We start from the raw sequence: 25,049 nt of genomic DNA on the forward strand, positions 1-25,049 counted from the left end.
CACTCGATGATCACGGGCCTTCTCAAGAAAGTCTTCGGCAGCCGCAACGAACGGCTGATCAAACAATACCGCCGCACGGTGGCGCAGATCAACGCGCTTGAGCCGAAGTTCGAGAAACTGTCGGACGACGAGCTGCGCGGCATGACCGAGACGTTCCGTCAGCGTCACGCCGGAGGCGAATCGATCGATGCGCTGCTGCCCGAGGCCTTCGCGGTCTGCCGCGAGGCCAGCAAGCGCATCATGAAGATGCGTCACTTCGACGTGCAGCTGATTGGCGGCATGGTCCTGAACGACAACAAGATCGCCGAAATGCGTACGGGCGAGGGCAAGACCCTGACCGCCACGCTGCCGGTGTACCTGAACGCCATCACGGGCAAGGGCGTGCACGTGGTGACGGTGAACGACTACCTGGCACAGCGCGATGCCGAGTGGATGGGCCGCCTGTACAACTTCCTCGGCCTGTCGGTGGGCGTGAATCTCTCGCAGATGCCGCACGACGAGAAGCAGGTTGCCTACAACGCCGACATCACCTACGGCACCAACAACGAGTTCGGTTTCGACTACCTGCGCGACAACATGGTCTATGACCCGTCGCAGCGCGTACAGCGGCCGCTGAACTACGCCATCGTCGATGAAGTGGACTCGATCCTGATCGACGAAGCCCGCACGCCGCTGATCATCTCCGGCCAGGCCGAGAACCAGACGGACCTGTACCAGCGCATGAACCACATCCCCCGGCTGCTCGAGCGCCAGATCGGCGAAGAGAAGGCCGACGGCACGGGTGTGGAGAAGCCGGGCGACTACTTCGTGGACGAGAAGGGCCACCAGGTCTACCTGACCGAGGCCGGCCACGAGAAGGCCGAGCAGATCCTGGCGGAACAGGGCCTGATTGGCGAGGGCGAATCCCTCTACGCGCCGCAGAACATCACGCTGATGCACCACCTGTACGCAGCCTTGCGTGCGCACAGCCTGTTCCACCGCGACCAGCACTATGTGGTGCAGAACGACGAGGTCGTGATCGTCGACGAATTCACGGGCCGCCTGATGACGGGCCGCCGCTGGTCCGACGGCCTGCACCAGGCCGTGGAAGCGAAGGAAGGCGTGACCGTCCAGCAGGAAAACCAGACGCTGGCCACGATCACGTTCCAGAACTACTTCCGCATGTACGAAAAGCTGGCCGGCATGACCGGCACGGCCGATACGGAAGCGTATGAATTCCAGGAGATCTATGGCCTGGAAGTGGTCGTGATCCCGACCAACCGTCAGGCCCAGCGCAAGGACATGCAGGACCAGATCTACAAGACGTCCAAGGAGCGCTACGACGCGGTGGTGCGCGACATCCGCGACTGCTTCGACCGTGGCCAGCCGGTGCTGGTGGGCACGACGTCGATCGAGACGTCCGAATACCTGTCGGACCTGCTGAACAAGGAACAGCTGCCGCACCAGGTGCTGAACGCGAAGCAGCACGCCCGCGAGGCCGAGATCGTGGCCCAGGCCGGCCGCCCCAAGATGGTCACCATTGCCACCAACATGGCCGGTCGCGGTACCGACATCGTGCTGGGCGGCAATGTGGAAAAGCAGGCGAGCTTCATCGAAGCCGACGCGAATCTGTCGGATGCCGAGAAGGCCGTGCGCATCGCCCAGCTCAAGGATGAATGGCAGTCGCTGCACGATCAGGTCAAGGCGGCGGGCGGCCTGCACATCGTGGGCACCGAGCGCCATGAGTCGCGCCGGATCGACAATCAGCTGCGTGGCCGTGCCGGCCGCCAGGGCGACCCGGGTTCATCGCGTTTCTACCTGTCGCTCGACGACCAGCTGCTGCGCATCTTCGCCGGCGATCGCGTGCGCGCGATCATGGAACGCCTGAAGATGCCGGAAGGCGAGCCGATCGAGGCGGGCATCGTGACCCGCTCCATCGAATCCGCGCAACGCAAGGTGGAAGGCCGCAACTTCGACATCCGCAAGCAACTGCTGCAGTACGACGACGTGGCCAACGACCAGCGCAAGGAGATCTACAAGCTCCGCAACGATGTGCTGGAATCGCAGGACGTCGGCGAGATGGTGGCGAACCTGCGCGAAAGCGTGCTGGTGGAGCTATTCCGCGACCACGTGCCGGCCGATACGATGGAAGAGCAGTGGGACGTCGCGGGCCTGGAAGCGCGCCTGCGCGACGACTGGGGCCTGGACGTGCCGCTGGCCAAGACCATCGAGGGCGCCCAGAGCATCGAGGACGAGGAACTGCTGAACCTGATCATGGCCGCGGCGCGCGAACACTACGACGCCAAGGTCGGCCAGGTGGGCCGCGAGTCGTTTGCCGGCTTCGAGCGTTCGGTCATGCTGCAGAGCATCGACACGCACTGGCGCGAGCATCTGGCGGCGCTGGACCACCTGCGCCAGGGCATCCACCTGCGCGGCTATGCACAGAAGGATCCCAAGCAGGAATACAAGCGCGAGTCGTTCGAGCTGTTCGCGCGTCTGCTGGACGTGATCAAGAGCGAAGTCACGCGCGTGATCTTCAACGTGCAGATCCAGTCGCCGGAGCAACTGGAGCAGGCGTCGGAGCAGATCGAGGAAGGCCTGTCGCACCTGGAGAACGTGCAGTACAAGCACGACGAGTTTGCCGGAGGCGGCGAGCCGGTCGAGGACGCGTCGCTGGCGCGCCGAAGCACGGCCGCGGCGGCAATGGCAGCGATGGGCGGCGATGTGGCGCTTGCCGGCATGCCCAAGGTCGGCCGCAACGATCCGTGCCCGTGCGGATCCGGCAAGAAGTTCAAGCAGTGCCACGGCAAGCTGAGCTGAGCGCAAGCCGCGACACCTGACAGTCACTGACTGAAGTCATCATCGAATGCAACATGCCCGCGCAAGCGGGCATGTTCGTCAAAGCAGAGAGGAAACGCACATGCCCGTCAACCTGCCCCTGCCTCAGGCAGAAAACCTCAAATCCGTCGCCGGCGTGGAGCTCGGCTGGGCCGAAGGCGGTATTCGCAAGGCCAACCGCAAGGATGTGCTGGTGGTCCGGGTGGCCGAAGGCAGCACCGTGGCGGGCGTCTTCACCCAGAACCGCTTCTGCGCCGCACCGGTCCAGGTCTGCCGCGAGCACCTGGCCGCAGGCAAGGGCATCCGTGCCCTGGTGGTGAATACCGGCAATGCCAACGCCGGCACCGGCGAGCCGGGCCTGGTGGCCGCGCGCGCCACGTGCGATGCCGTGGCCGCACAACTCGGAATCGCGGCGAACCAGGTGCTGCCGTTTTCGACCGGCGTGATCCTGGAGCCATTGCCGGTCGATCGCCTGACCGCGGCCCTGCCCGCCGCCATCGCCAACGCGCGCGCCGACAACTGGCTGGCCGCCGCCGAATCGATCATGACCACCGACACGCAGCCGAAGGCCGCGTCGCGCACGGTGCAGATCGACGGCAAGACCGTCACGCTGTCCGGTATCAGCAAGGGCGCCGGCATGATCCGCCCGAACATGGCCACCATGCTCGGCTTTATCGCCATGGACGCCGCCGTGGCCCAGCCGGTGCTGCAGGCGTTGGTCTCGCACGCCGCTGACCATTCGTTCAACAGCATCACCATCGATGGCGACACGTCGACCAACGACTCCTTCGTGCTGATCGCCACGGGCAAGTCGGGCGCGGTCGTCGACCGTGCCGACGGCCCGGCGTTTGCAGCGCTGCGCGACGCCGTGACGGCGCTGGCACAGGAACTGGCGCAGATGATCGTCCGCGACGGCGAAGGTGCCACCAAGCTGATGACGATCCGCGTGGAAGGTGGCAAGAATGTGGCCGAGTGCCGCCAGATCGCCTATGCCGTTGCGCACTCGCCGCTGGTGAAGACGGCGTTCTACGCATCGGACCCCAACCTCGGCCGCATCCTGGCCGCGGTGGGCTACGCGGGCGTGAATGACCTGGATGTGGACCGCGTGAACCTGTGGCTCGACGATGTCTGGGTTGCCCGCGACGGCGGCCGCAATCCCGACTATCGTGAAGAGGACGGCCAGCGCGTGATGAAGCAGGCCGAGATCACGGTGCGCATCGCCCTGGGCCGCGGCAATGCCGAAGCCACGGTATGGACGTGCGACCTCTCGCACGACTACGTGTCGATCAACGCCGACTATCGTTCCTGATGCGTTGCCCCGCCGGCCCGCCACGCGGGCCGGCATCCCAGCTGTCATCTCTCGCTTTCGCGCCTCGCCATGTCTGACCTCGCCTCCCGCCTCGACACCTTTCTTGCCCGACTCGAACAATGGCTGCCGCCGCAACTGACCGACGCGGACTGGCAGGAGGCGGTAGCGTTCCGCTGGCGCAAGCGGCAAAGCCTGTTTGGCAACATTGGCTACCTCCAGCCGATTCGCCAGCTGCCGCCGATCCACCTGGACGACCTGAAGAACATCGAGCGCCAGAAGGACGCCATCGTCGCCAATACGCGTCAGTTCGTGGCCCGTCTGCCGGCCAACAATGTGCTGCTGACCGGCGCGCGCGGTACGGGCAAGTCGTCGCTGATCAAGGCCTGCCTGAATGCCTATGTGAAGGATGGCCTGCGTCTGGTCGAAGTCGACAAGGACGACCTCGGCGACCTCGGCGATATCGTCGAACAAGTGTCGCAGCGTCCCGAGCGGTTTGTGATCTTCTGCGATGACCTGTCGTTCGAGGAAGGCGAGTCGGGCTACAAGTCGCTGAAGTCGGCGCTGGACGGGTCCGTGGCGGCGCAGTCGGACAATGTGCTGATCTACGCCACGTCTAACCGCCGGCACCTGCTGCCCGAGTACATGAAGGACAACGAGACCTACCAGCACACCGCCGATGGCGAAATCCATCCGGGTGAGGTGGTCGAGGAAAAGATCTCGCTGTCCGAGCGCTTCGGCCTGTGGCTGTCGTTTTATCCGCCCAAGCAGGACGAATACCTGGCCATCGTCGGCCACTGGCTGTCGCACTTTGGCTGCAGCGCGGAGGACATTGCTGCCGCGCGCGGCGATGCACTGGTCTGGGCGCTCGAGCGTGGTTCACGCTCGGGCCGTGTGGCGTGGCAGTTCGCGCGCGACTGGGGCGGCAAGCACGGCAAGCCGTTCCTGCCAGACGTGGATGGCAGCCAGGCATGAGCGCCAAGCCGGAAACGACTGTGGCGACCGACGGGCAGCCACGCAAGGTAACCGAGGTGGCCGTCGGCGTGATGATCCAGCCCGATGGCCGCTTCCTGCTGGCGCAACGGCCGGCCGGCAAGCCGTACGAGGGCTACTGGGAATTTCCGGGCGGCAAGCTGGAGCCGGGCGAATCGGTGGAGGCCGCGCTGGCGCGCGAGCTGCACGAGGAACTGGGCCTCGACGTGACCCGCTGCGAACGCTGGCACACGCTGGAACATGACTATCCGCACGCCTACGTGCGGCTCTACTTCTGCAAGGTCACGGATTGGCGCGGCGATCCCGTCGGCCGCGAAGGCCAGGCCTTCTCCTGGCAGGCCGTGCCCGTGACCGTGGGGCCGTTGCTGCCGGCGACGATCCCAGTGGTGGAATGGCTGGCGGAGGAATCCCGCTAGCGCAGAACTTGCAGTCCCGTCGCCCCCGTCGCCAGAACCTGAACAACAAACACTGGAGGCTCAATGCAACGTGTTGACCGCATCGATGACGCTGTTTCGTTGCCCGAGCTGACGCTACGCGGCGTCATTCTGGGCGCGCTGATCACAGTGGTGTTCACTGCCTCGAACATCTACCTGGGACTCAAGGTCGGCCTGACCTTCTCGTCCGCGATTCCCGCCGCCGTCATCTCCATGGCCGTGCTGCGGCTCTTCCCCGGCGCAAACATCCTTGAGAACAACATGGTGCAGACGCAGGCGTCTGCTGCAGGCACCCTGTCGTCGATCATCTTTATCCTGCCGGGTCTGGTCATGCTCGGGCACTGGCAAGGCTTTCCGTTCTGGCAGACGCTGTCGATCTGCGCCGCTGGCGGCATGCTCGGCGTGATCTTCAGCATCCCTTTGCGCCATGCGATGGTGGTGAAGAGCGACCTGCCGTATCCCGAAGGCGTGGCCGCCGCGGAAATCCTGCGTGTGGGTAGCGCTGCCCCGGCCGATGCGGCCGGCAAGAAACAGGCAACCGGCCTGGCCGATCTCATGGCGGGCGGCGTGGCCGCGGGCGTGTTCAGCTTCGCCGCGGGTGGTCTGCGCGTGCTGGCCGAGGGCGCCAACGCGTGGCTGGCAGCGGGGGCATCGGTGGTGCGGTTGTCGATGGGATTCTCGCTTGCGCTGGTCGGGGCTGGCTATCTCGTCGGCATCGTCGGCGGGCTGGCCATGCTGCTAGGGCTGGTGCTGACTTGGGGCATCGCCGTGCCGTGGCTCACGGCCGTCACGCCGATGCCGTCCGGCGCCACGCTGGCCAGCTTTGGCACGTCGGTGTGGAGCACGCAGGCACGCTTTATTGGTGCCGGCACCATCGGCATCGCGGCGATCTGGACACTCGGCACGCTGTTCAAGCCGATGATGGAGGGCATTCGCGCGTCGATGGGTGCGCTGCGCGGCAGCGGCGTGGGCGAGGGCGGTCCGATACCGCGTACGCAGCGCGATCTGCCTGCCGTCTGGATCGGTGTCATCACGCTGGTGCTGCTGGTCGTGCTGGCCATCACGTTCGGTCACTTCCTTGCCCCGGCACCGCTGGATGCGGGGGCGAGCTGGCGCCTCGTGGCCTGCGCCGTGCTGTTCGCGTTTGTGTTCGGCTTCCTGGTGGCGGCGGCATGCGGCTATATGGCCGGCCTGGTCGGATCATCCGCCAGCCCGATTTCCGGAATCGGCATCATCGCCGTGATCCTGGTTTCGCTGCTGATCCTGGGCATCGGTACGCTGGACGGCCTGCTCGGCACGCCGGAGGGCGGCAAGTTCGCGATCGCACTGGCCATCTTCACGACCTCGGCCGTCGTGGCCGTGGCGTCGATCTCCAATGACAACCTGCAGGACCTGAAGACGGGTTGGATCGTCGGCGCCACGCCATGGCGTCAGCAGGTGGCCCTGCTGATCGGCTGCGCGGTCGGTGCGGCCGTGATCCCGCCGGTGCTGGAGCTGCTGTACCACGCCTATGGTTTCGCGGGCGCGCTGCCCAGAGCCGACATGGATCCCGGCCAGGCCCTTGCCGCGCCGCAGGCCACGCTGATGACGGCCATCGCCACGGGCATCTTCACGCACCAGCTCAACTGGACCATGATCCTGATCGGCGTGGCGCTGGGTGTGGTGCTGATCACGATCGACGAAATATTGCGCCGCCGGGGCGGCGTGGCCCGGTTGCCCGTGCTGGCCGTGGGCATTGGCATCTATCTGCCGCCGACGATCAGTTCGGCACTCGTAGTGGGGGCGGTGCTGTCCTGGTGGCTGTTGCGCGCTGAGCGCCGACGTGCCGCTGCGCGTGGCGACGACGTGAAGCTGGCGGTTGAGCATGCCGAACGGCGCGGCACGCTGCTGGCTTCCGGCCTGATTGTCGGCGAGAGTCTGGTGGGTGTGGCGCTGGCCGCGGTGATTGGCCTGTCAGGCAAGGAGGCGCCGCTGGCGCTGGTCGGCGAAGGGTTCGGCACGACCGCGCAATGGCTGGGCCTGGCGGTCTTTGTGCTGGTTTGCGTGGGATTCTGCCAGCGCGTGCTCGCCGCCCGGTAGGCGGGCGGTCGGACACGATATCAGGCAGGAAGGTGACAGCAGGAAGGTGACAGCAGGAAGGCGAGGCAGGTGCCCTCAGTCTTCCTCGTCTTCCGGCGAATCCTGCGGCGTCTCGCCGGGCTTGCCGCCGATGACGTACTTCTCGGCCGCCCAGGCGCCCAGGTCAATCTGCTTGCAGCGATCGGAACAGAACGGGCGGAACTTGTTTTCCGGCACCCATGCGACATCCTTGCCGCAGGTGGGACATTTAACGACGGCGGGCATCGGCGGACTTCAGAAATTACAGAGCTTGAGCAGGAACGGAATATCGGCGTCGACCGAACGCGGCCGCATGTCGCCGTCCTGCTGGGTGAAGCGCACCCACAGCATGTACTTGTTGGCGCTCATCTCCGGGATGAATGCGAGCAGCGACTCATCCAGGTAGACCTGCATCAGTTGATAGCTTCTTCCAGACAGCATCTGCTGATAGCTGCCGCCCGTGGCAATCACCTTGCCGCTCTGGCCGGACTCACGCAGCAGGCGCAGCACGATGGAGGCACCCATGCGCAGCGAAGTCAGCGGGCGGGCCCACTTGAGGATGTCCGAGCGGCGATCCTCGGACGGGCGATGCTGCCACGCATAGTAGGCGGGTAAGTCGAATTCGCAGGTGCCACCGGGGATGATCGCGCGGCTGCGGATGCTCGTGAGCCACTCGTTGTCGGCCAGCAGTTGGCCGGCCTTGCCCACGGTCTGGTTCAGCGCGGCGATGCCCTGCTCGATCTCGGTGATGACGTTGACGAGCGCGTCCTGGTCGATTTGCGGATTGGCGCGCAGCGGCGACAGCGCCTGGCGTTGCCGCTCCAGTTCCTTGATCAGGTCCGTCTTGAGGTCGGCACGGCCGGCCACGTCGATGATCTCGAACAGCGTGGTGATGGCGACGTGATGCTGCTGGGGATGTTCCTGTACGAGGAAATAATCCAGCCGATCGAACAGGTCTTCCAGGCGCAGGAGCGTCCTGATGCGTTCGTTGAAAGGATATTCGTACAGGATCAAGTGCGGTGTCCGTGCGGCGCGGCGGTTGGCGGGTCGTTTCAGCCGGTGGGCGTTCGGGGCCTGCCCGTGGCCGGCAACACCCGCGCGCGGGTGGTGGCACACAGGCCGGAAGCCGTCAGTAAGCGCTCATTTCCCGGCATGTTCAGCGCATTCTATGCGAGTCGGGCGCTGAGGACAAATGCAACGTGGCCGTGCGACGTACTCGGGACGTGTGCGGGACTTGCCCGGGATGGACCCAGGGCCCGTGCAACCCGCGCGGGCCGCTATTCTTCCCCGCCCGGTGCCACCGGCACGGCGCCTTGCGCGCGATACAGCGCATCCAGCCGGGCCACTTGTGGCGGCAGCGCGTCGGGTGGGCCATCGTTATCGACCACGTCGTCCGCCTGTGCAAGTCGTTCTGCGCGCGTCGCCTGGCGGCACATGATCGACAACACCTGCTCGCGCGTGAATCCGTTGCGCGCCATCACGCGTGAGATCTGCGTCTCCTCGTGGCAGTCCACCACCAGTACGCGCCCGACGCGTCCGCGCCACGTGCCCGATTCCACCAGCAGCGGCACCACGTAAATCAGGTACGGATGCTGGCCGGCGGCGCGGATGGCTGCGGCGCGCGCCTCGGTCACACTTCGTATCAGCGGATGGGTGATGCCCTCGAGTGTGGCCTTGGCGGTTGGGTCGGAGAAAACCAGCGCGCGCATGGCGTCGCGGTCCATGGCGCCGTCCGGGCGCAGGCAGCCGGGGCCGAAGGCGGCAACCAGTGGCGCGATGGCGGCACCACCGGGTGCCGTGATCTCGTGGGCGATCAGGTCGGTATCGATCAGCGCGGCGCCTCGCGCGGCGAACAAGTCGGCGACGCGGGTCTTGCCGGAGCCAATGCCGCCGGTGAGTCCGATTTCCAGCATGGGGCGGTGTTGAGCAATCGTGGCGAATGCCGCCAACGATACCAGCTTGCGATCGTTGGCGGCCTGTCGGCGTGCTGTCAGTGGCCGGTCACGAGTCCCAGCGGCAGCACATCGGCGCCGAAAAACAGGACGATCAGGCCGGCGCCGGCGATGAATGGTCCGTAGGGGAAGGGCGTTTCGCTGCCCTGGCGCCGCGCGACGAGCAGTCCCAGGCCGAACAGCGCACCGACGACGGACGACAGCAACACCAGCGCGGGCAGCGCCTGCCAGCCAAACCAGGCGCCGAGGGCACCCATCAGCTTGAAGTCGCCGTAGCCCATGCCTTCCTTGCCGCGTACGAGCTTGAACAACCAGTAGACGCTCCACAGCAGCAGGTAGCCCGCCGCCGCGCCAATCACGGCATCGGTCAGCGTGGCGAACAGGCCCTGGAGATTCAGTAGCAGCCCCAGCCACAGCAGCGGCAGTGTGATCTGGTCCGGCAGCAGTTGGGTATCGGCGTCGATCATCGTCAGCGAGACCAGCGCCCAGACCATGACGATCGCGGCCAGTGCCTGAGCCGTCGGGCCGAAGTGCCACATCGCCAGGGCGCTGAGCACGGCCGTCGCCAGTTCGACCAGCGGATAGCGGATGCCGATCGGCGCCTTGCAGGACGAGCACTTGCCGCGCAGGAACAGATAGCTGATGACGGGAATGTTCTCCCATGCCGCGATCTGGTGGCCGCAATGCGGGCAGACCGATCGCGGCACCATCAGGTTGTAGCGCCCTGGATGCGGCAGCGGTTCATTACGCAATTCGGCCAGGTAATTGGCTTCGTCGTACTCCATCATCCGGGGCAGGCGATGGATCACCACGTTGAGAAAGCTGCCCACCACGAGGCCCAGGAGCCCGGCCACCGCCACCAGGAATGCCGGCGGCAGGGCCGCCAGCACCGGCAGTGTTGCGGCGCCAGCGGCGCCAATGACTGACTGCATGCCTTACACCACCTGTCCGAGCTTGAAGATCGGCAGGTACATGGCCACCACCATGCCACCAATCAGGACGCCCAGGATCACGATGATCAGCGGCTCGATCAGGCTGGAGATGGCTGCCACGGCGTCATCGACCTCGCGCTCGTAGAACTCCGCCACCTTGAGCAGCATGTTGTCCAGCGCGCCGGATTCCTCACCGATCTGCGTCATCTGCAGCACCATGTTGTCGAACACGTGCGTGGCCTGCATGGCGTTGGTCAGGCTGGTACCGATCCGCACGGCCTGTTCGATCTCGCGCGTGGCATCGTAGTAGAGCCAGTTGCCGGCCGCGCCGGCCACCGACTCCATCGATTCCACCAGTGGCGTGCCGGCCGCGAACATCGTTGCCAGCGTGCGGGTCCAGCGTGCGATCACCGCCTTCCGGAACAGGCTGCCGAAGATCGGCAGCTTGAGCAGGGCCTTGTCGTGCCAGCGCTGCACCTTCTCCGACGATTTCCTCGCCCGGACATAGGTGATGATGGAGGCGATCGGCAGGCCAACCACCAGGTACCAGTACTGGACAAAAAAGTCCGAGATATTGATCACGAACACCGTGGGCGCGGGCAGGGCCGCGCCGAAGCTCGAGAACACGCCCTTGAAGGCCGGGATCACGAACAGCATCAGGACCACCGTCACGGCGAAGGCCACGGTCAGCACGGCGATCGGATAGATCATCGCGGACTTGATCTGGCTCTTCAGCGCGATGCTCTTTTCCATATAGAGCGAGAGCCGCTCCAGCAGCGCGTCCAGGATACCGCCTTGCTCGCCGGCATCGATCAGGTTGCAGTACAGCGTGTCGAAGTACTTCGGCTGGCGCCGGAATGCCATGGCCATGCTGCTGCCGGACTCGATGTCGAAGCGGATCTCGGCCAGCAGTTGCGTGAAATTGGGATTGGCGTGGCCGCGCGCGATGATGTCGATCGATTGCAGCAGCGGAATACCGGCCTTGAGCATCGTCGACAGCTGGCGGGTGAAGTACGCGATGTCCTTCTCGGTAATCTTCTTGCCGCGCGCCGCCTTGCGCTTCTTCATCTTGACGACGGTGAGGCCCTGCTTGCGCAGTGTGGCGGTGACCTCCGCCTGGCTCTCGGCCCGCTGCTCGCCCTTGAAGGACTTGCCCTTGCGGTCCTTGGCTTCCCATTCGAAGATGTACTGCGTGGGCGCCTTCCGCCCTGATTTGGCCCGCGACGGCGCTGCCGTCCGGGCGCCCGCCGCTGGTGCGCGCGTCGCCATGATTTGACCCCTCGACTAAAGACTTTTGTTTTACGTATTGGTGGTGGCCAGCACTTCTTCGAGTGACGTGACCCCTTGCTTGACCTTGAGCAGGCCGGCTTCCCGCAACGATAGCACGCCGTCGCGACGCGCCTGTTCGGCGATCTGCAGCGCGGTGCCGTGCGAGAGAATGATCTGTTGCATCGCCTCCGTGATCGGCATGACCTGGTAAATCCCGCAACGGCCCTTGTAGCCACTGCCGTTGCAACGGTCGCAGCCGACCGGATGATACGGTTGCCAGGTGCCGTCGATATGGGCTTCCTTGAAACCGGCGTCCATCAGCACTTCGCGCGAGAGATCGCCGGCACGCTTGCAGGTGCAGAGCCGGCGCGCCAGGCGCTGCGCGGTGATCATCAATACGGACGACGCGATGTTGAACGGCGCCACGCCCATGTTCATCAGGCGCGTCAGCGTGGTCGGCGCATCGTTGGTGTGCAGCGTGGACAAGACCAGGTGACCCGTCTGGGCGGCCTTGATGGAGATGTCGGCGGTTTCCAGGTCTCGGATTTCGCCGACCATGATGATGTCCGGATCCTGCCGCAGGAAGGATTTCAGCGCTGCCGCGAAGGTCAGGCCGGCCTTGTCGTTCACGTTGACCTGGTTGATGCCGGGCAGCTGGATTTCCGCAGGATCTTCCGCCGTGGAAATATTGATGTCGCCCTGATTCAGCATGTTCAGGAACGTATAGAGCGACACCGTCTTGCCGCTGCCGGTCGGGCCGGTCACCAGCACCATCCCGTACGGACGCTTGATCACTTCCAGCAGCAGCGCCTTCTGCTCGGGCTCATAGCCGAGCTGATCAATGTCGAGCTTGTCGGACGAGGACTCCAGAATCCGCATCACGATCTTCTCGCCGAACAGCGTGGGCAGCGTGGAGACGCGGAAGTCGATCGCCTTTTCCACGGTTTCCTTGCCTTCCTTGTCCTTGGGCAGCGAGAGGAGCAACTTCATCCGGCCATCCTGCGGCACGCGTTTTTCCGAGATGTCGAGGCGCGACAGCACCTTGATCCGGGTGGCGACCTTGTCGCGGATGTCCAGCGGCGGCCGGGCGACTTCCTGCAGCACGCCGTCCACGCGAAAGCGTACGCGGTAGAAGAACTCGAACGGTTCGAAGTGCAAGTCGGATGCGCCGCGCTGGAACGCCTCGGTCAGCAGCTTCTGCAGGAAGCGCACGACCGGCGCATCGTCGATGTCGTTGCCCGGCCCCTTTCGGGCGCTGGCCGCGGCCACCGGATCGTATTCGATCATCTTCTGCGCGGTGGGCGTCGTGGGCGAGATGTTCTTCATCGTGCCCAGTGCCTCACCGGCGGCACGCACATGCTTCATCAGCTTGTCGTGCTCAACCACCACGGTTTCCACCGGGAGGTTGAACTTCTGCTTGATGGCGTCCACGCCGGCCTGGTTGGCGGGGTCGGAAAGCGCCACGAGCAGGCGGTTTTCGCGCCGGCCCAGCGGCAGCAGGCGGTGGGCGTGGAACTCCCGGTTGCCGGCCAGTGCGGGCGGCACGCGGTTGAGGTTGTACTCCGACAGGTCGAGCAGGGGCAACTGGTACTTGTCGGCAGCGAAGATGGCCACGTCATGCGCGGACATCGTGCCGCTGCCGATGATCTCGTCGATCAGCTGCGATTTCTTTTCCCGAGCCGATTGCTCCAGCTGGGCGAGCAGCGCTGGTGCGATCCGCCGGCTCTGTGCGAGCGCAAGGCCTAGTGTCATAGCGAAATACGATGCGATATGCGTGCGTTCGAAGCATCGAACGGCGGCGCGGTTGACTGCGGCGGGATCGGCGGGGCGTGGGTCCCGGACCGGGGCAGTTTGCCGCCGGGGTCACTTTTTGTAAAGCGAGGCAGCGTACGCGTTGGCGTTTGTGCGACAGGTCCGCAACCCTACTTGCGCGGGGCGCTTCTTGACGGAGGGAGTACGCGCGCGATGCGGGCCGACGAAGATGGCGCGGGGCGTGGCGGGTCGTGTGGAATGAGCGCCGGGAAAACGAGGGGGCGGGAGGAGGGGGGGCGCGAAAGGAAGCGCGGAGGCGGCTCGAAAAACGGGGGTGTGAAAAACAAAAAAGCCGCACATTGCTGTGCGGCTTTTTTGCTGGGTGCATCGCGATGACTCGCGTAACACCGAAAATCTGGTCGGGGTGAGAGGATTCGAACCTCCGGCCTCTACGTCCCGAACGTAGCGCTCTACCAGGCTAAGCTACACCCCGATTTCCTTGTTTTTCTGCGTTGCGACGTCAGGATTGTCGTTGCAGCGAGAAAGCACACAAGTCTATCAGCGTTTCCTTCAGTTGGGAAGAGGGAAATTGCATTGCCGCTCTTTCCGCTGCCTCCGCTTCGCGCTGCGCAGCGGCGAAAGTTACCTCCAGCGCCCCGCTTGCGTGGATCGCGGAGAACACCGCATCAAAGTGTTCCGTGCCGCCTTGCACAATGGCTTCGCGCGCAAGTTCGCGCTGCTCGGCGGTGCCGTGTTCCAGCAGGTGCAGCAGCGGCAGCGTCGGCTTGCCTTCGCGCAGGTCGTCGCCCGCATTCTTGCCCATCTGCTCCGCGCTGGCGGTGTAGTCCAGCATGTCGTCGATCAGCTGGAATGCCGTGCCGATGCGCCGGCCATACTCGGCGGCGGCTTCTTCCATTGCCGGATCCGCGCCCGCAAGCACTGCACCAAGCTCGGCCGAAGCCTCGAACAGCTTGGCGGTCTTGTAGCGGATCACCTGCAGGTAGCGCTCCACGGTGACGTCCGGGTCGTGCATGTTCAGCAGTTGCAGCACCTCGCCCTCGGCGATCACATTGGTCGCGTTGGACAGGATTTCCATGATGCGCATGCTGCCGGCTTCCACCATCATCTGGAATGCGCGCGAATAGAGAAAATCGCCAACCAGCACGCTGGCCGCATTGCCGAACACCGCATTGGCGGTCTGGCGGCCGCGGCGAAGCTCGGATTCGTCCACCACGTCATCGTGCAGCAGCGTGGCGGTGTGGATGAATTCCACTACCGCGGCCAGCTCGTGATGGCGATGGCCGTCGTAGCCGAATGCCCGGGCGGAGAGCAGCAGGATGACCGGGCGCAGGCGCTTTCCGCCAGCCCCGATGATGTACTCGCCGATCTGCTCGATCAGCGGCACTTCCGACGACAGGCGCCGACGGATGACGGCGTCAACGGCGCGCATGTCGGCAGCGACCGGGGCAAGCAAGGCAGTGGCGGAAGACTGGGACAAGATGAAATCACCGTTACGCAAAACCGGAGGATTATATGCGATGGCGGTGTGCCCATGGCTGCCGGCTTGCGCGGTCGGGAAGATATCGGGGTGATTTCCGGGCAATGTGAGCGTGCGTCGCGCGGTAGTCGCCCGGACAGTGGGTGCCCACCTATAATTGCGGCATGGACAAGCCACAAGCATCCCGCCGGCATGTCCGCCGCACCGCCTGGTGGGTGGCGTTTGCCGCCCTGGCCGGGTTCCTGCTGGCCGACCTGACCTGACTCTCGCGCCCCGGCATGTGCGCCGGTCGCCGCTGCCTCCGCACCGGCAGGCTATCTACTTGTTTTCTTTGCGCTTTTCCTGGAACTGGTTTACAATAGCCGGTTCCTTCGGTTGCGTTTGCCGTATACAGCCCTGTATGCGCGCCACCCACTGACGGGCGGGATCCCGGCCAGCCGGCCTGAGATCCTTTCAAACGGCGCAGGAAACGGCGCCGGCTCCGGGGACTCCCGGGGCAGCATTCGACGTTTCATTCACATCGAGAGGTTCGACAATGTACGCGGTCGTAAAAACCGGCGGCAAGCAATACAAGGTTGCTGCTGGCGAAAAACTTAAAGTAGAACAGATACCGGCAGACATTGGCGCAGAAATCACGCTGGACCAGGTGCTCGCAGTGGGCGCCGGCGACCAAATCAAGTTTGGTACGCCGCTGGTGAGCGGGGCTTCCGTCAAGGCTACCGTGATCTCCCAAGGTCGTCACGACAAGGTGAAGATCTTCAAGATGCGCCGTCGCAAGCACTACCAGAAGCGCCAGGGCCATCGTCAGAATTACACCGAACTGCGCATCGAAGCCATCGTTGCCTGAGCATTGCTCGGACACAGGCTTGCATCGCAATAGGTCAACAGGAGTTAAGACATGGCACAGAAAAAAGGCGGCGGCTCTACGCGGAACGGCCGTGATTCGGAATCGAAGCGTCTGGGCGTGAAGGTGTACGGTGGCCAGGCCATCAACGCCGGCGGCATCATCGTTCGTCAACGTGGCACCCGCGTGCACGCTGGTGAGAACGTGGGTATCGGCAAGGACCACACCCTGTTCGCGCTGGTGGACGGCCACGTGCAGTTCGCAGTCAAAGGCCCTGCCAAGAAGCAGCAAGTCAGCGTCGTTCCGGCGGCCTGATACAGCCTTTGCAGCACGAAGGCCCCGCAAAGCTTGCGGGGCTTTTTCATTTCTGGCATCTATCTGTATTGATGGCGCCAGCCTGATCCACACGGAAGACCAACATGAAGTTCATCGACGAAGCCCGAATCGAAGCGATTGCCGGCAATGGCGGCAACGGGAGTGCGTCGTTCCGGCGCGAGAAGTTTGTGCCCTTCGGTGGCCCCGATGGCGGTGACGGCGGCCGTGGCGGCAGCGTGTTTGCGCAGGCCGACCGCAATATCAATACGCTGATCGACTTCCGCTACGCCAAGAAGCACGTGGCGCGCAACGGCGAGAATGGCCGCGGCTCCGATTGCTACGGCGCCGCCGGTGAAGACGTCACGCTGCGCATGCCGGTGGGCACGCTGATCACCGACATGGATACCGGCGAGGTCATCGCCGACCTGACCGAGCACGGCCAGACCGTGTGCCTGGCCGAAGGCGGCATGGGTGGTTGGGGCAACCTGCATTTCAAGTCCAGTACCAATCGCGCGCCGCGCCAGCAGGTGGACGGCAAGCCGGGCGAGCGCCGCATGCTCCGGCTCGAACTGAAGGTACTGGCCGACGTTGGCCTGCTGGGCATGCCGAATGCCGGCAAGTCGACGTTCATTTCGCACGTGTCCAACGCACGTCCGAAAGTTGCGGATTATCCGTTCACGACGCTGCACCCGAACCTCGGCGTGGTGCGCGTCGACCACGAGCAGTCGTTCGTCGTCGCCGACATCCCGGGCCTGATTGAAGGCGCGGCCGAAGGTGCCGGCCTGGGCCACCAGTTCCTGCGCCATCTGCAGCGCACGGGCCTGCTGCTCCATATCGTGGACATCGCCCCGTTCGACGAGAATGTCGACCCGGTGGCCGAGGCGCGGGCGATCGTCAACGAACTCAAGAAGTACGACGAAACGCTGTACGACAAGCCGCGTTGGCTGGTGCTGAACAAGCTCGACGTGGTGCCGGATGACGAGCGCGCCGCACGCGTGAAGGACTTCGTCAAGCGCTACAAGTGGAAGGGCCCGGTGTTCCATATCTCGGCCCTGACCGGCGAAGGCTGCCGCGAGCTGATCTACGCGATCAAGGACCACCTCGCCGCGATCAAGGCGGAAGAGGCCGCCGCGCTGGCCGAGCCGGATATCCGCCTGGACGAACGGCTTCACAACGTGGATCCCGAAGCCGGCGGGGCCTGACCCCCGGCTGCCGCGCCCGACACGACGTTTTTCCCCGAACAAGCAGCATTACACGGCACCCGGAGACAGGATACCCGTCATGCAATCGGTCATCGCCCAAGCAAAACGTATCGTCGTCAAGGTGGGCTCCAGCCTGGTCACCAACGACGGGAAGGGGCTGGATCACGACGCCATCGCGCGTTGGGCCGCCCAGATTGCCAAGCTGCGCGGCGCCGGCAAGGAAGTGGTGCTGGTCAGCTCCGGTGCCATCGCCGAGGGCATGCAACGCCTGGGCTGGGTGCGCCGTCCGAAGGAAATCCACGAGCTGCAAGCCGCAGCCGCCGTGGGCCAGATGGGGCTGGCGCAGGTCTATGAAAGCCAGTTTGGCCGCTACGGCATCCGCACCGCGCAGGTGCTTCTGACGCATGCCGACCTGGCGGACCGCGAACGCTATCTCAATGCCCGCTCGACGTTGCTGACGCTGCTCTCGCTGGGCGTGGTGCCGATCATCAACGAGAACGACACCGTCGTCACCGACGAAATCAAGTTTGGCGACAACGATACGCTCGGCGCGCTGGTGACCAACCTGATCGAAGGCGATGCGCTGGTGATCCTGACCGACCAGCGCGGACTCTATACCGCCGATCCGCGCAAGGACCCGAACGCGAGGTTCGTGGACGAAGCCCTGGCGGGCACGCCCGAACTGGAGGCAATGGCAGGTGGCGCGGGCACGGCCATTGGCCGCGGTGGCATGCTGACCAAGATCCTGGCCGCCAAGCGCGCGGCAAAGTCCGGCGCGCACACCACGATCGCCTCCGGCCGCGAGACCGATGTGCTGGGACGTCTGGCGGAGGGCGAGGCCATCGGCACGCAATTGCTGGCGCCAACGGGCCGACTGACCGCGCGCAAGCAGTGGATGGCCGATCACCTGCAGCTGCGTGGCCGCGTGGTGATCGACAGCGGTGCGGTGGAAAAACTGACCGGTGGCGGCAAGTCGCTGCTGCCGATCGGTGTGGTGGAGGTGCAGGGCGAGTTCGCGCGTGGTGAGGTGATCGCGTGTATCGACCCCGCGGGACATGAGGTGGCGCGCGGCATCACGAACTATTCGAGCGCGGAAGCGCGGCTGATTGCCCGGAAGCCGTCGTCGGAGATCGAGTCGGTGCTGGGCCATCTGAACGAGCCCGAACTGATCCATCGCGACAACCTGGTGCTGATCTGAAAGTGCGACAGTTACCGGCGCGATCGGCGTGACGCTATCGGACGCTATCCGGTGATACGCCGCCAAGCAAAACGGCGAGGCTGCAGGCCTCGCCGTTTTGCTTTGGATGGTCCGACTTCCGTCGAGCCGGGTTCAGCGGCTCGGCGCGTGTGCCTTCAGGTCCGCCGCCATCTGGGCCGGCTTGCCAGCGACCGTGCGGCCCTCGCAGAAGAAATCCTTGGCCAGCGTGGCGGAGTAAGCGTTGCGCGCGCGGGTTTCCATGCGATACCAGGTATCACGGTCCTCGCTGCGGTTCGGTACCCACTCGGTGGCGCCTTGCGGCAGCGTGGCGTACAGCTTGCGTTCGAAAGCGTCGCAGCGCATGCCCTCGTAGTTCACATTGCGCCCGCCGCCCGGGCTGGTGATGACCACGGTGTAGCGCACCACGTTGTCAGCGCCCACGGCGATGGATTTGCCGTCGACGGCAAAGCGGAAGTCACCGGTGCCGCTGACCGAGAAGGGAATCAGGTCCGCATCCTTGGGCAATGGGGGCAGCAGCGTCTCGGCTTCCTTGAAATCCTTCGGCTCAAACGGGTTGATCCACTGGGATTCCTCTTCGGGCATGCCCTTGCTGGTGGTCTTGCAGCCGGCAAGCGTCAGGCAGGCGGCGGCCAGCAACAGGCAGGTACCGCGCAGCGCGCGGCTGGCGGGCTGGCCGGCGCGAGCGCCCCGGCCGGTGAAGCTATTCATCGGAACTCCGTTGGGTAGTTGCCGGGCTGGCCGGCGAAGCAAGAGATGTGTCCTGGGCGGCCACTGGCATGGTGACCACGGCCGTGGCCGTCACCGTGACGACGGTCGTCTGCTCCGCGCGCGAAGCGTCCCCATGCCGGTCGTGCCCGGCATGGTGGCCGTGGTTGCCGTGGTTACCATAAGGGCTGAGCGGCGCGCGCCCCCGGTGCAGGAAGCGCGACAACTCGGTCAGCGCCATCTGGTAGACATCGCGCTTGAATTCGATGACGGCGTCCAGCGGGACCCAATACTGGCTCCAACGCCAGGCGTCGAATTCGGGATGGTCCGTGGCGCGCAGGTGGATGTCGCAATCGCGGCAGACCATGCGCAGCAGGAACCAGATCTGCTTCTGGCCCTTATAGTGGCCGCGGATCTCGCGGCGGATGAACTTGTCCGGCACCTCATAACGCAACCAGTCGCGCGTGCGACCGACGATCCTGACGTGCTCCGGAAGCAGGCCGACTTCTTCTTGCAGCTCGCGGTACATGGCCTGTTCCGGCGTTTCGCCGTACTTGATGCCGCCCTGCGGAAACTGCCAGGAGTGTTCGCCGATTCGCTTGCCCCAGAAAACCTCGTTACGTGCGTTGATGAGGATGATGCCGACGTTCGGGCGAAAGCCTTCACGATCGAGCATGACTGCACCTCGAATCCTTTAGAATTACGACGATTATAAAGGAAGCGCGCCAGACGGCCTGACGCCGGGAATGCTGGTTTTCCCCGAGCGGCAAGCGCAGTTTCAGGCGCGTCCTGCCCAATGAATGCCGCACCGCGGCGGCCGGGTACTGCCCGGCGGCGCCCGGTCTTACGAGAAAGCAACGGATGAAAGCCTCGCAATTCTTCATTTCCACCCTCAAGGAAGCCCCCGCCGACGCGGAAATCGTGTCGCACAAACTGATGATGCGGGCCGGCATGATCAAAAAGCTGGGCGCCGGCATCTATAGCTACATGCCGGTCGGGCTGCGGGTGATCCGCAAGGTGGAGAACATCGTTCGCGAGGAAATGAATCGGGCCGGCGCCGTGGAGCTGTCCATGCCGGTGATCCAGCCGGCCGAACTCTGGCAGGAAACCGGCCGCTGGGACAAGATGGGCCCCGAGCTGCTGCGCCTGAAGGATCGCCACGAGCGCGACTTCGCCGTCCAGCCGACCTCCGAGGAGGTCGTGACCGACATCGCCCGCAGCGACATCCGCAGCTACAAGCAGCTGCCGGTCAATTTCTATCAGATCCAGACCAAGTTCCGCGACGAGCGTCGTCCGCGCTTCGGCATCATGCGCGGCCGCGAGTTCACGATGAAGGACGCCTATTCCTTCGACCGCGACACCGATGGCCTGAAAGCCTCGTACCAGAACATGTACGACGCCTACGTGTGCATCTTCCAGCGTTTCGGCCTGGAATTCCGTGCCGTGGCGGCGGATAACGGGGCCATCGGCGGTTCGGGCTCGCACGAGTTCCATGTGATCGCCGACACCGGCGAGGATGCCATCGTCTACTGCCCGACCTCGGACTACGCAGCCAACATGGAGGCCGCTGAAGCCCTGCCGCTGCTGGCAGGACGCGCCGCCCCCGGCGAGGAGCTGAAGAAGACGTCGACACCCGAGAAGGCCAAGTGCGAGCACGTGGCCGAGTTCCTCGGCATTCCGCTGGAGCGCACCGTTAAGTCGATCGTCCTGGCCAAGGATACCGAGGCGGGTGCCGAGATCTGGCTGCTGCTGATCCGCGGTGACCATGAACTGAACGAGGTCAAGGCGTCGAAGGTGCCCGGCCTGGCCGACTTCCGCTTTGCGACGGAAAACGAGATCGTCGACACGTTCGGCTCGCCCCCGGGCTACCTGGGCCCGATCGGCCCGAAGAAGCCTGTCAAGCTGGTGGCGGACCGCACGGTCGCCAACATGAGCGACTTCTGCTGTGGCGCCAACGACCGCGACTACCACTACACCGGCGTGAACTGGGGGCGCGACCTGCCCGAGCCGCTCGTGGCGGACCTGCGCAACGTGGTGGCGGGCGATGCCTCGCCGGACGGCAAGGGCACGCTGGAAATCTGCCGTGGCATCGAGGTGGGCCACGTGTTCATGCTCGGCACGCGCTATTCCGAATCGATGAGCGCCACGTTCCTTGACGAAAACGGCAAGACCCAACCGATGCAGATGGGCTGCTACGGCATTGGCGTGACCCGGATTCTGGGTGCCGCCATCGAACAGAACTATGACGAGCGCGGCATCATCTGGCCTGCCGCCATTGCCCCGTTTGCCGTGGTGGTGTGCCCCGTGGGCTACGACCGCAACGAGGCAGTGCGCGCCGAAGCCGACCGTATCCACGCGGAACTGCAGGCCGCCGGCGTCGACGTGATCCTGGACGACCGTGGCGAGCGCCCCGGCGTGATGTTCGCGGACTGGGAGCTGATCGGCGTGCCGCACCGAGTGGTCGTGGGCGACCGTGGCCTGAAGGAAGGCAAGGTGGAATACCAGGGTCGTCGCGATGCGCAGGCCACCCCGGTGGCCGTTGCAGACGTGGTCAGTCACGTCCGCAACCTGCTGGCCAACTGATCCCGATGCGCGCATCCGGCCTGCCGACCCGTCGCCGCTGGCCAGCGCTGGCCAGCGTGCTGCTGCTTGTTGTGGCGGCCACTGCCCATGCTGGCGCGCAAAAGGAAGAGGCGCTGGCCGATTCCGTGCGCGGCGCCCTGGCCGCGGCGATCGCCGACGGCCGGCCGGTGCGGCCGGCGTTTGCATCGGGCGGGGAACGCCTGGGCTATCTGAAGTGGCTGGGCGAGATGTCCCGCCGGCTGGAAGCCCGCATCCCCGAACCACAGATCCGCGTCGAGCTGATCGAAACGGTCTACTACGAGGCCAAGCGCGCCGGCCTGGAACCGTCGCTCGTGCTGGGGCTGGTCCAGGTGGAAAGCGGGTTTCGGAAATACGCGATCAGCTCCGCCGATGCACGCGGACTGATGCAGGTGATGCCGTTCTGGGTGCGCAGCATTGGCGATGGTGACGTCCGCAAGCTGTTCCATCTGCAAAGCAACCTGCGCTACGGCTGTACGATCCTGCGCCATTACCTGGACCGCGAGAACGGCGATCTCTTCCTGGCGCTTGGCCGCTACAACGGCAGCCGGGGCCGTCCCGAGTATCCGAATGCCGTGCTGGCGGCGTGGAAGCGCTGGCAGTATTCCGAATCCACGGTGACGATTGCCGGCGATCCGGATCCCGCCGCTGCGGCGGCTGCGGTCGCCGCGCCAGCGACGTCGCGCCGCGCGCTGCCGCCGGAATCCCCGGCGCGCAATCCGTTCTCGCCGTTGCGGCTGGCCAATCCGTCATGACGCGCGATTTCCGATCCGATCGTTCGGTTTTCTCGCCGACACCTGCGCAGTCCGAAGGCACCGGCAAGGCCGGCTACCGGGCGTCCTCGCCGGAGCTGGACCGCTGGCTGGCGCGCCATATCGAGCAGGGCTTCAACGCCGAGTCGCTGGTGTTGTCGATGCTGCGCTCCGGCTACGATGCCACCTTCGCGCGGGCAACCGTGGCTGCGGCGCTCGACCGGCCGAAGCCGGCGGGCAAGGTGCCATCGACCGCGCCGGCGCCTGCCCTGGGCCGGACCGCTGGGCCAGCTTCCACCTCCGCCACTGTCGGCACGCCTGCCGCGCAGGCATCGGCGTCGTCCGGCCGCAATGCCTTTCGCCATCAGGATCGCGAGATCCCGATCCTGTTTGCGCTGGAAGCGCCACGCATCCTGCTGCTGCAGAACCTGCTCAACGATGCCGAGTGCGACGCGCTGGTCGCGCTGTCGCGAGGCCGGTTGCAGCGATCGCCGGTGGTCAATCCCGATACCGGCGACGAGAACCTGATCGACGCCCGCACCAGCATGGGTGCGATGTTCCAGGTTGGCGAACATTCCCTGATCGAGCGCATCGAAGCCCGGATCGCCGCCGTGACCAGCGTGCCGGTCGAGCACGGCGAGGGCCTGCAGATTCTCAACTACAAGCCGGGCGGCGAGTATCAGCCGCACTTCGACTTCTTCAACCCGCAACGTCCCGGCGAGGCGCGCCAGCTACGCGTTGGCGGCCAGCGCATCGCCACGCTGGTGATCTACCTGAACAGCCCGCCGGCAGGCGGCGCTACGGCTTTTCCGCGTCTGGGGCTGGAAGTGGCACCCGTCAAGGGCAATGCCGTCTTCTTCAGCTACCAGATGCCGGACGGCGCTCTGGACGATCGCACCCTGCACGCGGGCCTGCCGGTGGAGTCCGGCGAGAAATGGATTGCCACCAAGTGGCTTCGCGAACGACCCTATCGCAGCAAGGCCTGAACGGGAGGGAAGTTCGATTGCCGGCGAGGTCGCCAGACCCGTACCGGTACATTTCTGCCTAAGTGTATCGGTACTGTATTGGTTGGCCTCAATAAACTGGTCACTCCCATATCTCCCGGAGCGCCGTCATGGCTCTGCCCGAATTTGCCGCCAGCTCTGGCGTGCTGCTTGCCTTCTGCGCGTTCGCGCTGGTTTCTTCCATCACGCCGGGCCCGAACAACACCATGGTGCTGGCCTCCGGCGTCAACTTTGGCCTGGCGCGCACGGTGCCGCACCTGCTGGGCATCAGCATCGGCTTTTCCGTGATGGTGGCGCTGGTCGGGCTGGGCCTGGGTTCAGTCTTCACGGCATTGCCGTGGACCTGGAACTTGCTCCGGGTGGCGGCCACGGCCTATCTGGTCTGGCTGGCCTGGAAGCTGGCTACCGCCGGCGGCGTGCAGGATCGCGAGGTGGCCCGGCCGATGAGCTTCCTGCGCGCGGCGGCCTTTCAGTGGGTCAATCCGAAAGCCTGGGTGATGGCGGTGGGCGCGTGCAGCACCTACGTGCTGGACGGCAATATCTGGGTGAATGCGCTGTGGATGGCGAGCCTGTTCGCCGTGATCAACCTGCCCAGCGTGGCGACGTGGGCGGTATTCGGCGCCGCGCTGCGCCGCTGGCTGGCGCAGCCGCGTGTGCTGCGCGTCTTCAACGTGACGATGGCCGTGTTGCTGTTGCTGTCGCTCTGGCCGATCCTGGGCGCCCATCCCCACGGGGTTTGAGCGCCGAAAGGCGTCGGCCCCGCTTCAAACCAGCGCGCGGATGGCGCCGAGGTTGCGCCAGTAGCCCTTGGCGTCCATGCCGCAGCCAAAGACATAGCGGTCTGGCACCTTGAATCCGCAGAAATCCGGGTGCATCGGCTTGAGTTTGGTGAGCGTCTTCTCGCACAGCACGGCCGCGTGGAATTCCCTGGCGCCCATGTCCATGATCCGCTGGCGGATAGCCGCCATCGTCTCGCCCTCATCCAGGATGTCGTCCAGCACCAGGACCACGCGATCCTTTACGGATTCACGCGGCGCCACGCGCCATTGCATCTCGCCGCCCACGGTCTTGTTGTTGTAGCGGGACAGGTGGATATAGTCGAACTCCAGCGGGAATTCGAGCTTGGGCAGGAGCATGCCGGTAAAGACCACCGCGCCGCCCATCACGGACAGGACGAGCGGGAAGGCATCGCCCATCTTTTCCGTGATTTCCTGGGCCATGCGGTCCAGCGAGTCCTGCACCTCCTGGGCGCTGACGATTTCCTCGGAGCTGGCCCAGAGTTCGCGGGCCTGTTCGACGGTCATCATGATGTCTGTCCTGTTCTTGTCTTGCGGGGAAGCGATATCGAAGGGTAGCA

23 protein-coding genes and 1 tRNA gene are annotated in these 25,049 nt (G+C 65.0%); 13 read left to right on the forward strand and 11 right to left on the reverse strand.

Annotated features, from left to right (window positions below; genetic code table 11):
- The first annotated feature begins 6 nt into the window (after positions 1–6).
- The 5 genes from secA to BLR29_RS27955 all read left to right on the forward strand — a co-directional run bounded on the left by secA (position 7) and on the right by BLR29_RS27955 (position 7,629).
- The gene (gene secA, locus BLR29_RS27935; RefSeq protein ID WP_092142069.1) at positions 7–2,799 is read left to right on the forward strand and encodes a preprotein translocase subunit SecA; all 2,793 of its coding nucleotides are present in this window, start codon (positions 7–9) and stop codon (positions 2,797–2,799) included.
- 100 nt (positions 2,800–2,899) lie between these two features.
- Positions 2,900–4,126, forward strand: a complete 1,227-nt coding sequence (gene argJ, locus BLR29_RS27940; protein WP_092142072.1) for a bifunctional glutamate N-acetyltransferase/amino-acid acetyltransferase ArgJ — start codon at positions 2,900–2,902, stop codon at positions 4,124–4,126.
- A gap of 69 nt (positions 4,127–4,195) precedes the next feature.
- The gene (locus BLR29_RS27945) at positions 4,196–5,098 is read left to right on the forward strand and encodes an ATP-binding protein (protein ID WP_092142075.1); all 903 of its coding nucleotides are present in this window, start codon (positions 4,196–4,198) and stop codon (positions 5,096–5,098) included.
- The gene (locus BLR29_RS27950; RefSeq protein WP_092142077.1) at positions 5,095–5,532 is read left to right on the forward strand and encodes an NUDIX domain-containing protein; all 438 of its coding nucleotides are present in this window, start codon (positions 5,095–5,097) and stop codon (positions 5,530–5,532) included. The genes BLR29_RS27945 and BLR29_RS27950 overlap by 4 nt, the downstream gene beginning before the upstream one ends.
- A 63-nt stretch (positions 5,533–5,595) precedes the next feature.
- Positions 5,596–7,629 (forward strand): OPT family oligopeptide transporter, encoded by a 2,034-nt coding sequence (locus BLR29_RS27955; RefSeq protein ID WP_092142080.1) that lies wholly within the window; start codon positions 5,596–5,598, stop codon positions 7,627–7,629.
- 75 nt (positions 7,630–7,704) lie between these two features.
- On the opposite strand, the gene BLR29_RS27960 is transcribed toward BLR29_RS27955, so the two are convergent.
- From BLR29_RS27960 to ispB, 8 genes are all read right to left on the reverse strand, one after another.
- Positions 7,705–7,893, reverse strand: a complete 189-nt coding sequence (locus tag BLR29_RS27960; RefSeq protein ID WP_092142083.1) for a DNA gyrase inhibitor YacG — start codon at positions 7,891–7,893, stop codon at positions 7,705–7,707.
- A 9-nt stretch (positions 7,894–7,902) separates the two neighbouring features.
- The gene (gene zapD / locus BLR29_RS27965) at positions 7,903–8,661 is read right to left on the reverse strand and encodes a cell division protein ZapD (RefSeq protein WP_092142086.1); all 759 of its coding nucleotides are present in this window, start codon (positions 8,659–8,661) and stop codon (positions 7,903–7,905) included.
- A gap of 263 nt (positions 8,662–8,924) precedes the next feature.
- Entirely contained in the window at positions 8,925–9,560 is a 636-nt protein-coding gene (gene coaE, locus BLR29_RS27970) for a dephospho-CoA kinase (RefSeq protein WP_092142089.1), read from the reverse strand.
- A 77-nt stretch (positions 9,561–9,637) separates the two neighbouring features.
- Complete coding sequence (locus tag BLR29_RS27975) at positions 9,638–10,531, reverse strand: prepilin peptidase (protein WP_092142092.1); 894 nt, start codon at positions 10,529–10,531, stop codon at positions 9,638–9,640.
- A 3-nt stretch (positions 10,532–10,534) separates the two neighbouring features.
- Entirely contained in the window at positions 10,535–11,800 is a 1,266-nt protein-coding gene (locus BLR29_RS27980; protein WP_092142095.1) for a type II secretion system F family protein, read from the reverse strand.
- A 30-nt stretch (positions 11,801–11,830) separates the two neighbouring features.
- Positions 11,831–13,552, reverse strand: coding sequence for a type IV-A pilus assembly ATPase PilB (gene pilB / locus BLR29_RS27985; protein WP_092142098.1), 1,722 nt, complete (start codon positions 13,550–13,552; stop codon positions 11,831–11,833).
- Positions 13,553–13,968: 416 nt separating this feature from the next.
- A tRNA-Pro gene (locus BLR29_RS27990) sits at positions 13,969–14,045 on the reverse strand.
- A 27-nt stretch (positions 14,046–14,072) separates the two neighbouring features.
- Positions 14,073–15,002 carry an octaprenyl diphosphate synthase gene (ispB, locus tag BLR29_RS27995; protein WP_092142101.1) on the reverse strand — a complete coding sequence of 310 codons (930 nt, stop codon included), beginning with the start codon at positions 15,000–15,002 and terminating at the stop codon, positions 14,073–14,075.
- Between the two features lie 583 nt (positions 15,003–15,585).
- Here ispB and rplU point away from each other — a divergent pair.
- The 4 genes from rplU (at position 15,586) to proB (ending at position 18,609) form a co-directional block, all read left to right on the forward strand.
- Complete coding sequence (gene rplU, locus BLR29_RS28000; protein WP_006576525.1) at positions 15,586–15,897, forward strand: 50S ribosomal protein L21; 312 nt, start codon at positions 15,586–15,588, stop codon at positions 15,895–15,897.
- A 51-nt stretch (positions 15,898–15,948) separates the two neighbouring features.
- Positions 15,949–16,209 (forward strand): 50S ribosomal protein L27, encoded by a 261-nt coding sequence (rpmA, locus tag BLR29_RS28005; RefSeq protein WP_092142104.1) that lies wholly within the window; start codon positions 15,949–15,951, stop codon positions 16,207–16,209.
- 104 nt (positions 16,210–16,313) lie between these two features.
- Entirely contained in the window at positions 16,314–17,411 is a 1,098-nt protein-coding gene (gene obgE, locus BLR29_RS28010) for an Obg family GTPase CgtA (RefSeq protein WP_092142107.1), read from the forward strand.
- A 79-nt stretch (positions 17,412–17,490) separates the two neighbouring features.
- Positions 17,491–18,609, forward strand: coding sequence for a glutamate 5-kinase (gene proB, locus BLR29_RS28015; protein ID WP_092142110.1), 1,119 nt, complete (start codon positions 17,491–17,493; stop codon positions 18,607–18,609).
- A gap of 132 nt (positions 18,610–18,741) precedes the next feature.
- On the opposite strand, the gene BLR29_RS28020 is transcribed toward proB, so the two are convergent.
- A complete protein-coding gene (locus tag BLR29_RS28020; protein ID WP_092142113.1) occupies positions 18,742–19,338 on the reverse strand; it encodes a CNP1-like family protein in 597 nt (198 codons plus the stop codon).
- Positions 19,331–20,011 carry an RNA pyrophosphohydrolase gene (locus BLR29_RS28025; RefSeq protein ID WP_092142116.1) on the reverse strand — a complete coding sequence of 227 codons (681 nt, stop codon included), beginning with the start codon at positions 20,009–20,011 and terminating at the stop codon, positions 19,331–19,333. Before BLR29_RS28025 ends, BLR29_RS28020 begins: the two co-directional genes overlap by 8 nt.
- A 185-nt stretch (positions 20,012–20,196) precedes the next feature.
- Here BLR29_RS28025 and BLR29_RS28030 point away from each other — a divergent pair, with 185 nt between their 5' ends.
- From BLR29_RS28030 to BLR29_RS28045, 4 genes are all read left to right on the forward strand, one after another.
- A complete protein-coding gene (locus tag BLR29_RS28030; RefSeq protein ID WP_092142119.1) occupies positions 20,197–21,918 on the forward strand; it encodes a proline--tRNA ligase in 1,722 nt (573 codons plus the stop codon).
- A gap of 5 nt (positions 21,919–21,923) precedes the next feature.
- Complete coding sequence (locus BLR29_RS28035) at positions 21,924–22,691, forward strand: lytic transglycosylase domain-containing protein (RefSeq protein WP_092142122.1); 768 nt, start codon at positions 21,924–21,926, stop codon at positions 22,689–22,691.
- Positions 22,688–23,674 (forward strand): 2OG-Fe(II) oxygenase, encoded by a 987-nt coding sequence (locus tag BLR29_RS28040; protein WP_092142125.1) that lies wholly within the window; start codon positions 22,688–22,690, stop codon positions 23,672–23,674. The genes BLR29_RS28035 and BLR29_RS28040 overlap by 4 nt, the downstream gene beginning before the upstream one ends.
- Before the next feature lie 128 nt (positions 23,675–23,802).
- The gene (locus BLR29_RS28045; protein WP_092142128.1) at positions 23,803–24,432 is read left to right on the forward strand and encodes a LysE family translocator; all 630 of its coding nucleotides are present in this window, start codon (positions 23,803–23,805) and stop codon (positions 24,430–24,432) included.
- 24 nt (positions 24,433–24,456) lie between these two features.
- On the opposite strand, the gene BLR29_RS28050 is transcribed toward BLR29_RS28045, so the two are convergent.
- A complete protein-coding gene (locus tag BLR29_RS28050; RefSeq protein ID WP_092142130.1) occupies positions 24,457–24,999 on the reverse strand; it encodes a hypoxanthine-guanine phosphoribosyltransferase in 543 nt (180 codons plus the stop codon).
- Positions 25,000–25,049 lie beyond the last annotated feature (50 nt).

The organism is Cupriavidus sp. YR651 (assembly GCF_900101625.1).
Classification (GTDB): Bacteria; Pseudomonadota; Gammaproteobacteria; order Burkholderiales; family Burkholderiaceae; genus Cupriavidus.

Coding starts and splice junctions, on each gene's coding strand:
- coaE (WP_092142089.1), bottom strand. CDS start 9,560: ATGCTGGAAATCGGACTCACCGGCGGCATTGGCTCCGGCAAGACCCGC.
- BLR29_RS27975 (WP_092142092.1), bottom strand. CDS start 10,531: ATGCAGTCAGTCATTGGCGCCGCTGGCGCCGCAACACTGCCGGTGCTG.
- BLR29_RS28035 (WP_092142122.1), top strand. CDS start 21,924: ATGCGCGCATCCGGCCTGCCGACCCGTCGCCGCTGGCCAGCGCTGGCC.
- BLR29_RS28040 (WP_092142125.1), top strand. CDS start 22,688: ATGACGCGCGATTTCCGATCCGATCGTTCGGTTTTCTCGCCGACACCT.
- BLR29_RS28045 (WP_092142128.1), top strand. CDS start 23,803: ATGGCTCTGCCCGAATTTGCCGCCAGCTCTGGCGTGCTGCTTGCCTTC.
- BLR29_RS27950 (WP_092142077.1), top strand. CDS start 5,095: ATGAGCGCCAAGCCGGAAACGACTGTGGCGACCGACGGGCAGCCACGC.
- secA (WP_092142069.1), top strand. CDS start 7: ATGATCACGGGCCTTCTCAAGAAAGTCTTCGGCAGCCGCAACGAACGG.
- BLR29_RS28025 (WP_092142116.1), bottom strand. CDS start 20,011: ATGCTCGATCGTGAAGGCTTTCGCCCGAACGTCGGCATCATCCTCATC.
- BLR29_RS28030 (WP_092142119.1), top strand. CDS start 20,197: ATGAAAGCCTCGCAATTCTTCATTTCCACCCTCAAGGAAGCCCCCGCC.
- rplU (WP_006576525.1), top strand. CDS start 15,586: ATGTACGCGGTCGTAAAAACCGGCGGCAAGCAATACAAGGTTGCTGCT.
- BLR29_RS28050 (WP_092142130.1), bottom strand. CDS start 24,999: ATGATGACCGTCGAACAGGCCCGCGAACTCTGGGCCAGCTCCGAGGAA.
- ispB (WP_092142101.1), bottom strand. CDS start 15,002: ATGCGCGCCGTTGACGCCGTCATCCGTCGGCGCCTGTCGTCGGAAGTG.
- proB (WP_092142110.1), top strand. CDS start 17,491: ATGCAATCGGTCATCGCCCAAGCAAAACGTATCGTCGTCAAGGTGGGC.
- BLR29_RS28020 (WP_092142113.1), bottom strand. CDS start 19,338: ATGAATAGCTTCACCGGCCGGGGCGCTCGCGCCGGCCAGCCCGCCAGC.
- obgE (WP_092142107.1), top strand. CDS start 16,314: ATGAAGTTCATCGACGAAGCCCGAATCGAAGCGATTGCCGGCAATGGC.
- BLR29_RS27980 (WP_092142095.1), bottom strand. CDS start 11,800: ATGGCGACGCGCGCACCAGCGGCGGGCGCCCGGACGGCAGCGCCGTCG.
- BLR29_RS27955 (WP_092142080.1), top strand. CDS start 5,596: ATGCAACGTGTTGACCGCATCGATGACGCTGTTTCGTTGCCCGAGCTG.
- argJ (WP_092142072.1), top strand. CDS start 2,900: ATGCCCGTCAACCTGCCCCTGCCTCAGGCAGAAAACCTCAAATCCGTC.
- BLR29_RS27960 (WP_092142083.1), bottom strand. CDS start 7,893: ATGCCCGCCGTCGTTAAATGTCCCACCTGCGGCAAGGATGTCGCATGG.
- pilB (WP_092142098.1), bottom strand. CDS start 13,552: ATGACACTAGGCCTTGCGCTCGCACAGAGCCGGCGGATCGCACCAGCG.
- BLR29_RS27945 (WP_092142075.1), top strand. CDS start 4,196: ATGTCTGACCTCGCCTCCCGCCTCGACACCTTTCTTGCCCGACTCGAA.
- rpmA (WP_092142104.1), top strand. CDS start 15,949: ATGGCACAGAAAAAAGGCGGCGGCTCTACGCGGAACGGCCGTGATTCG.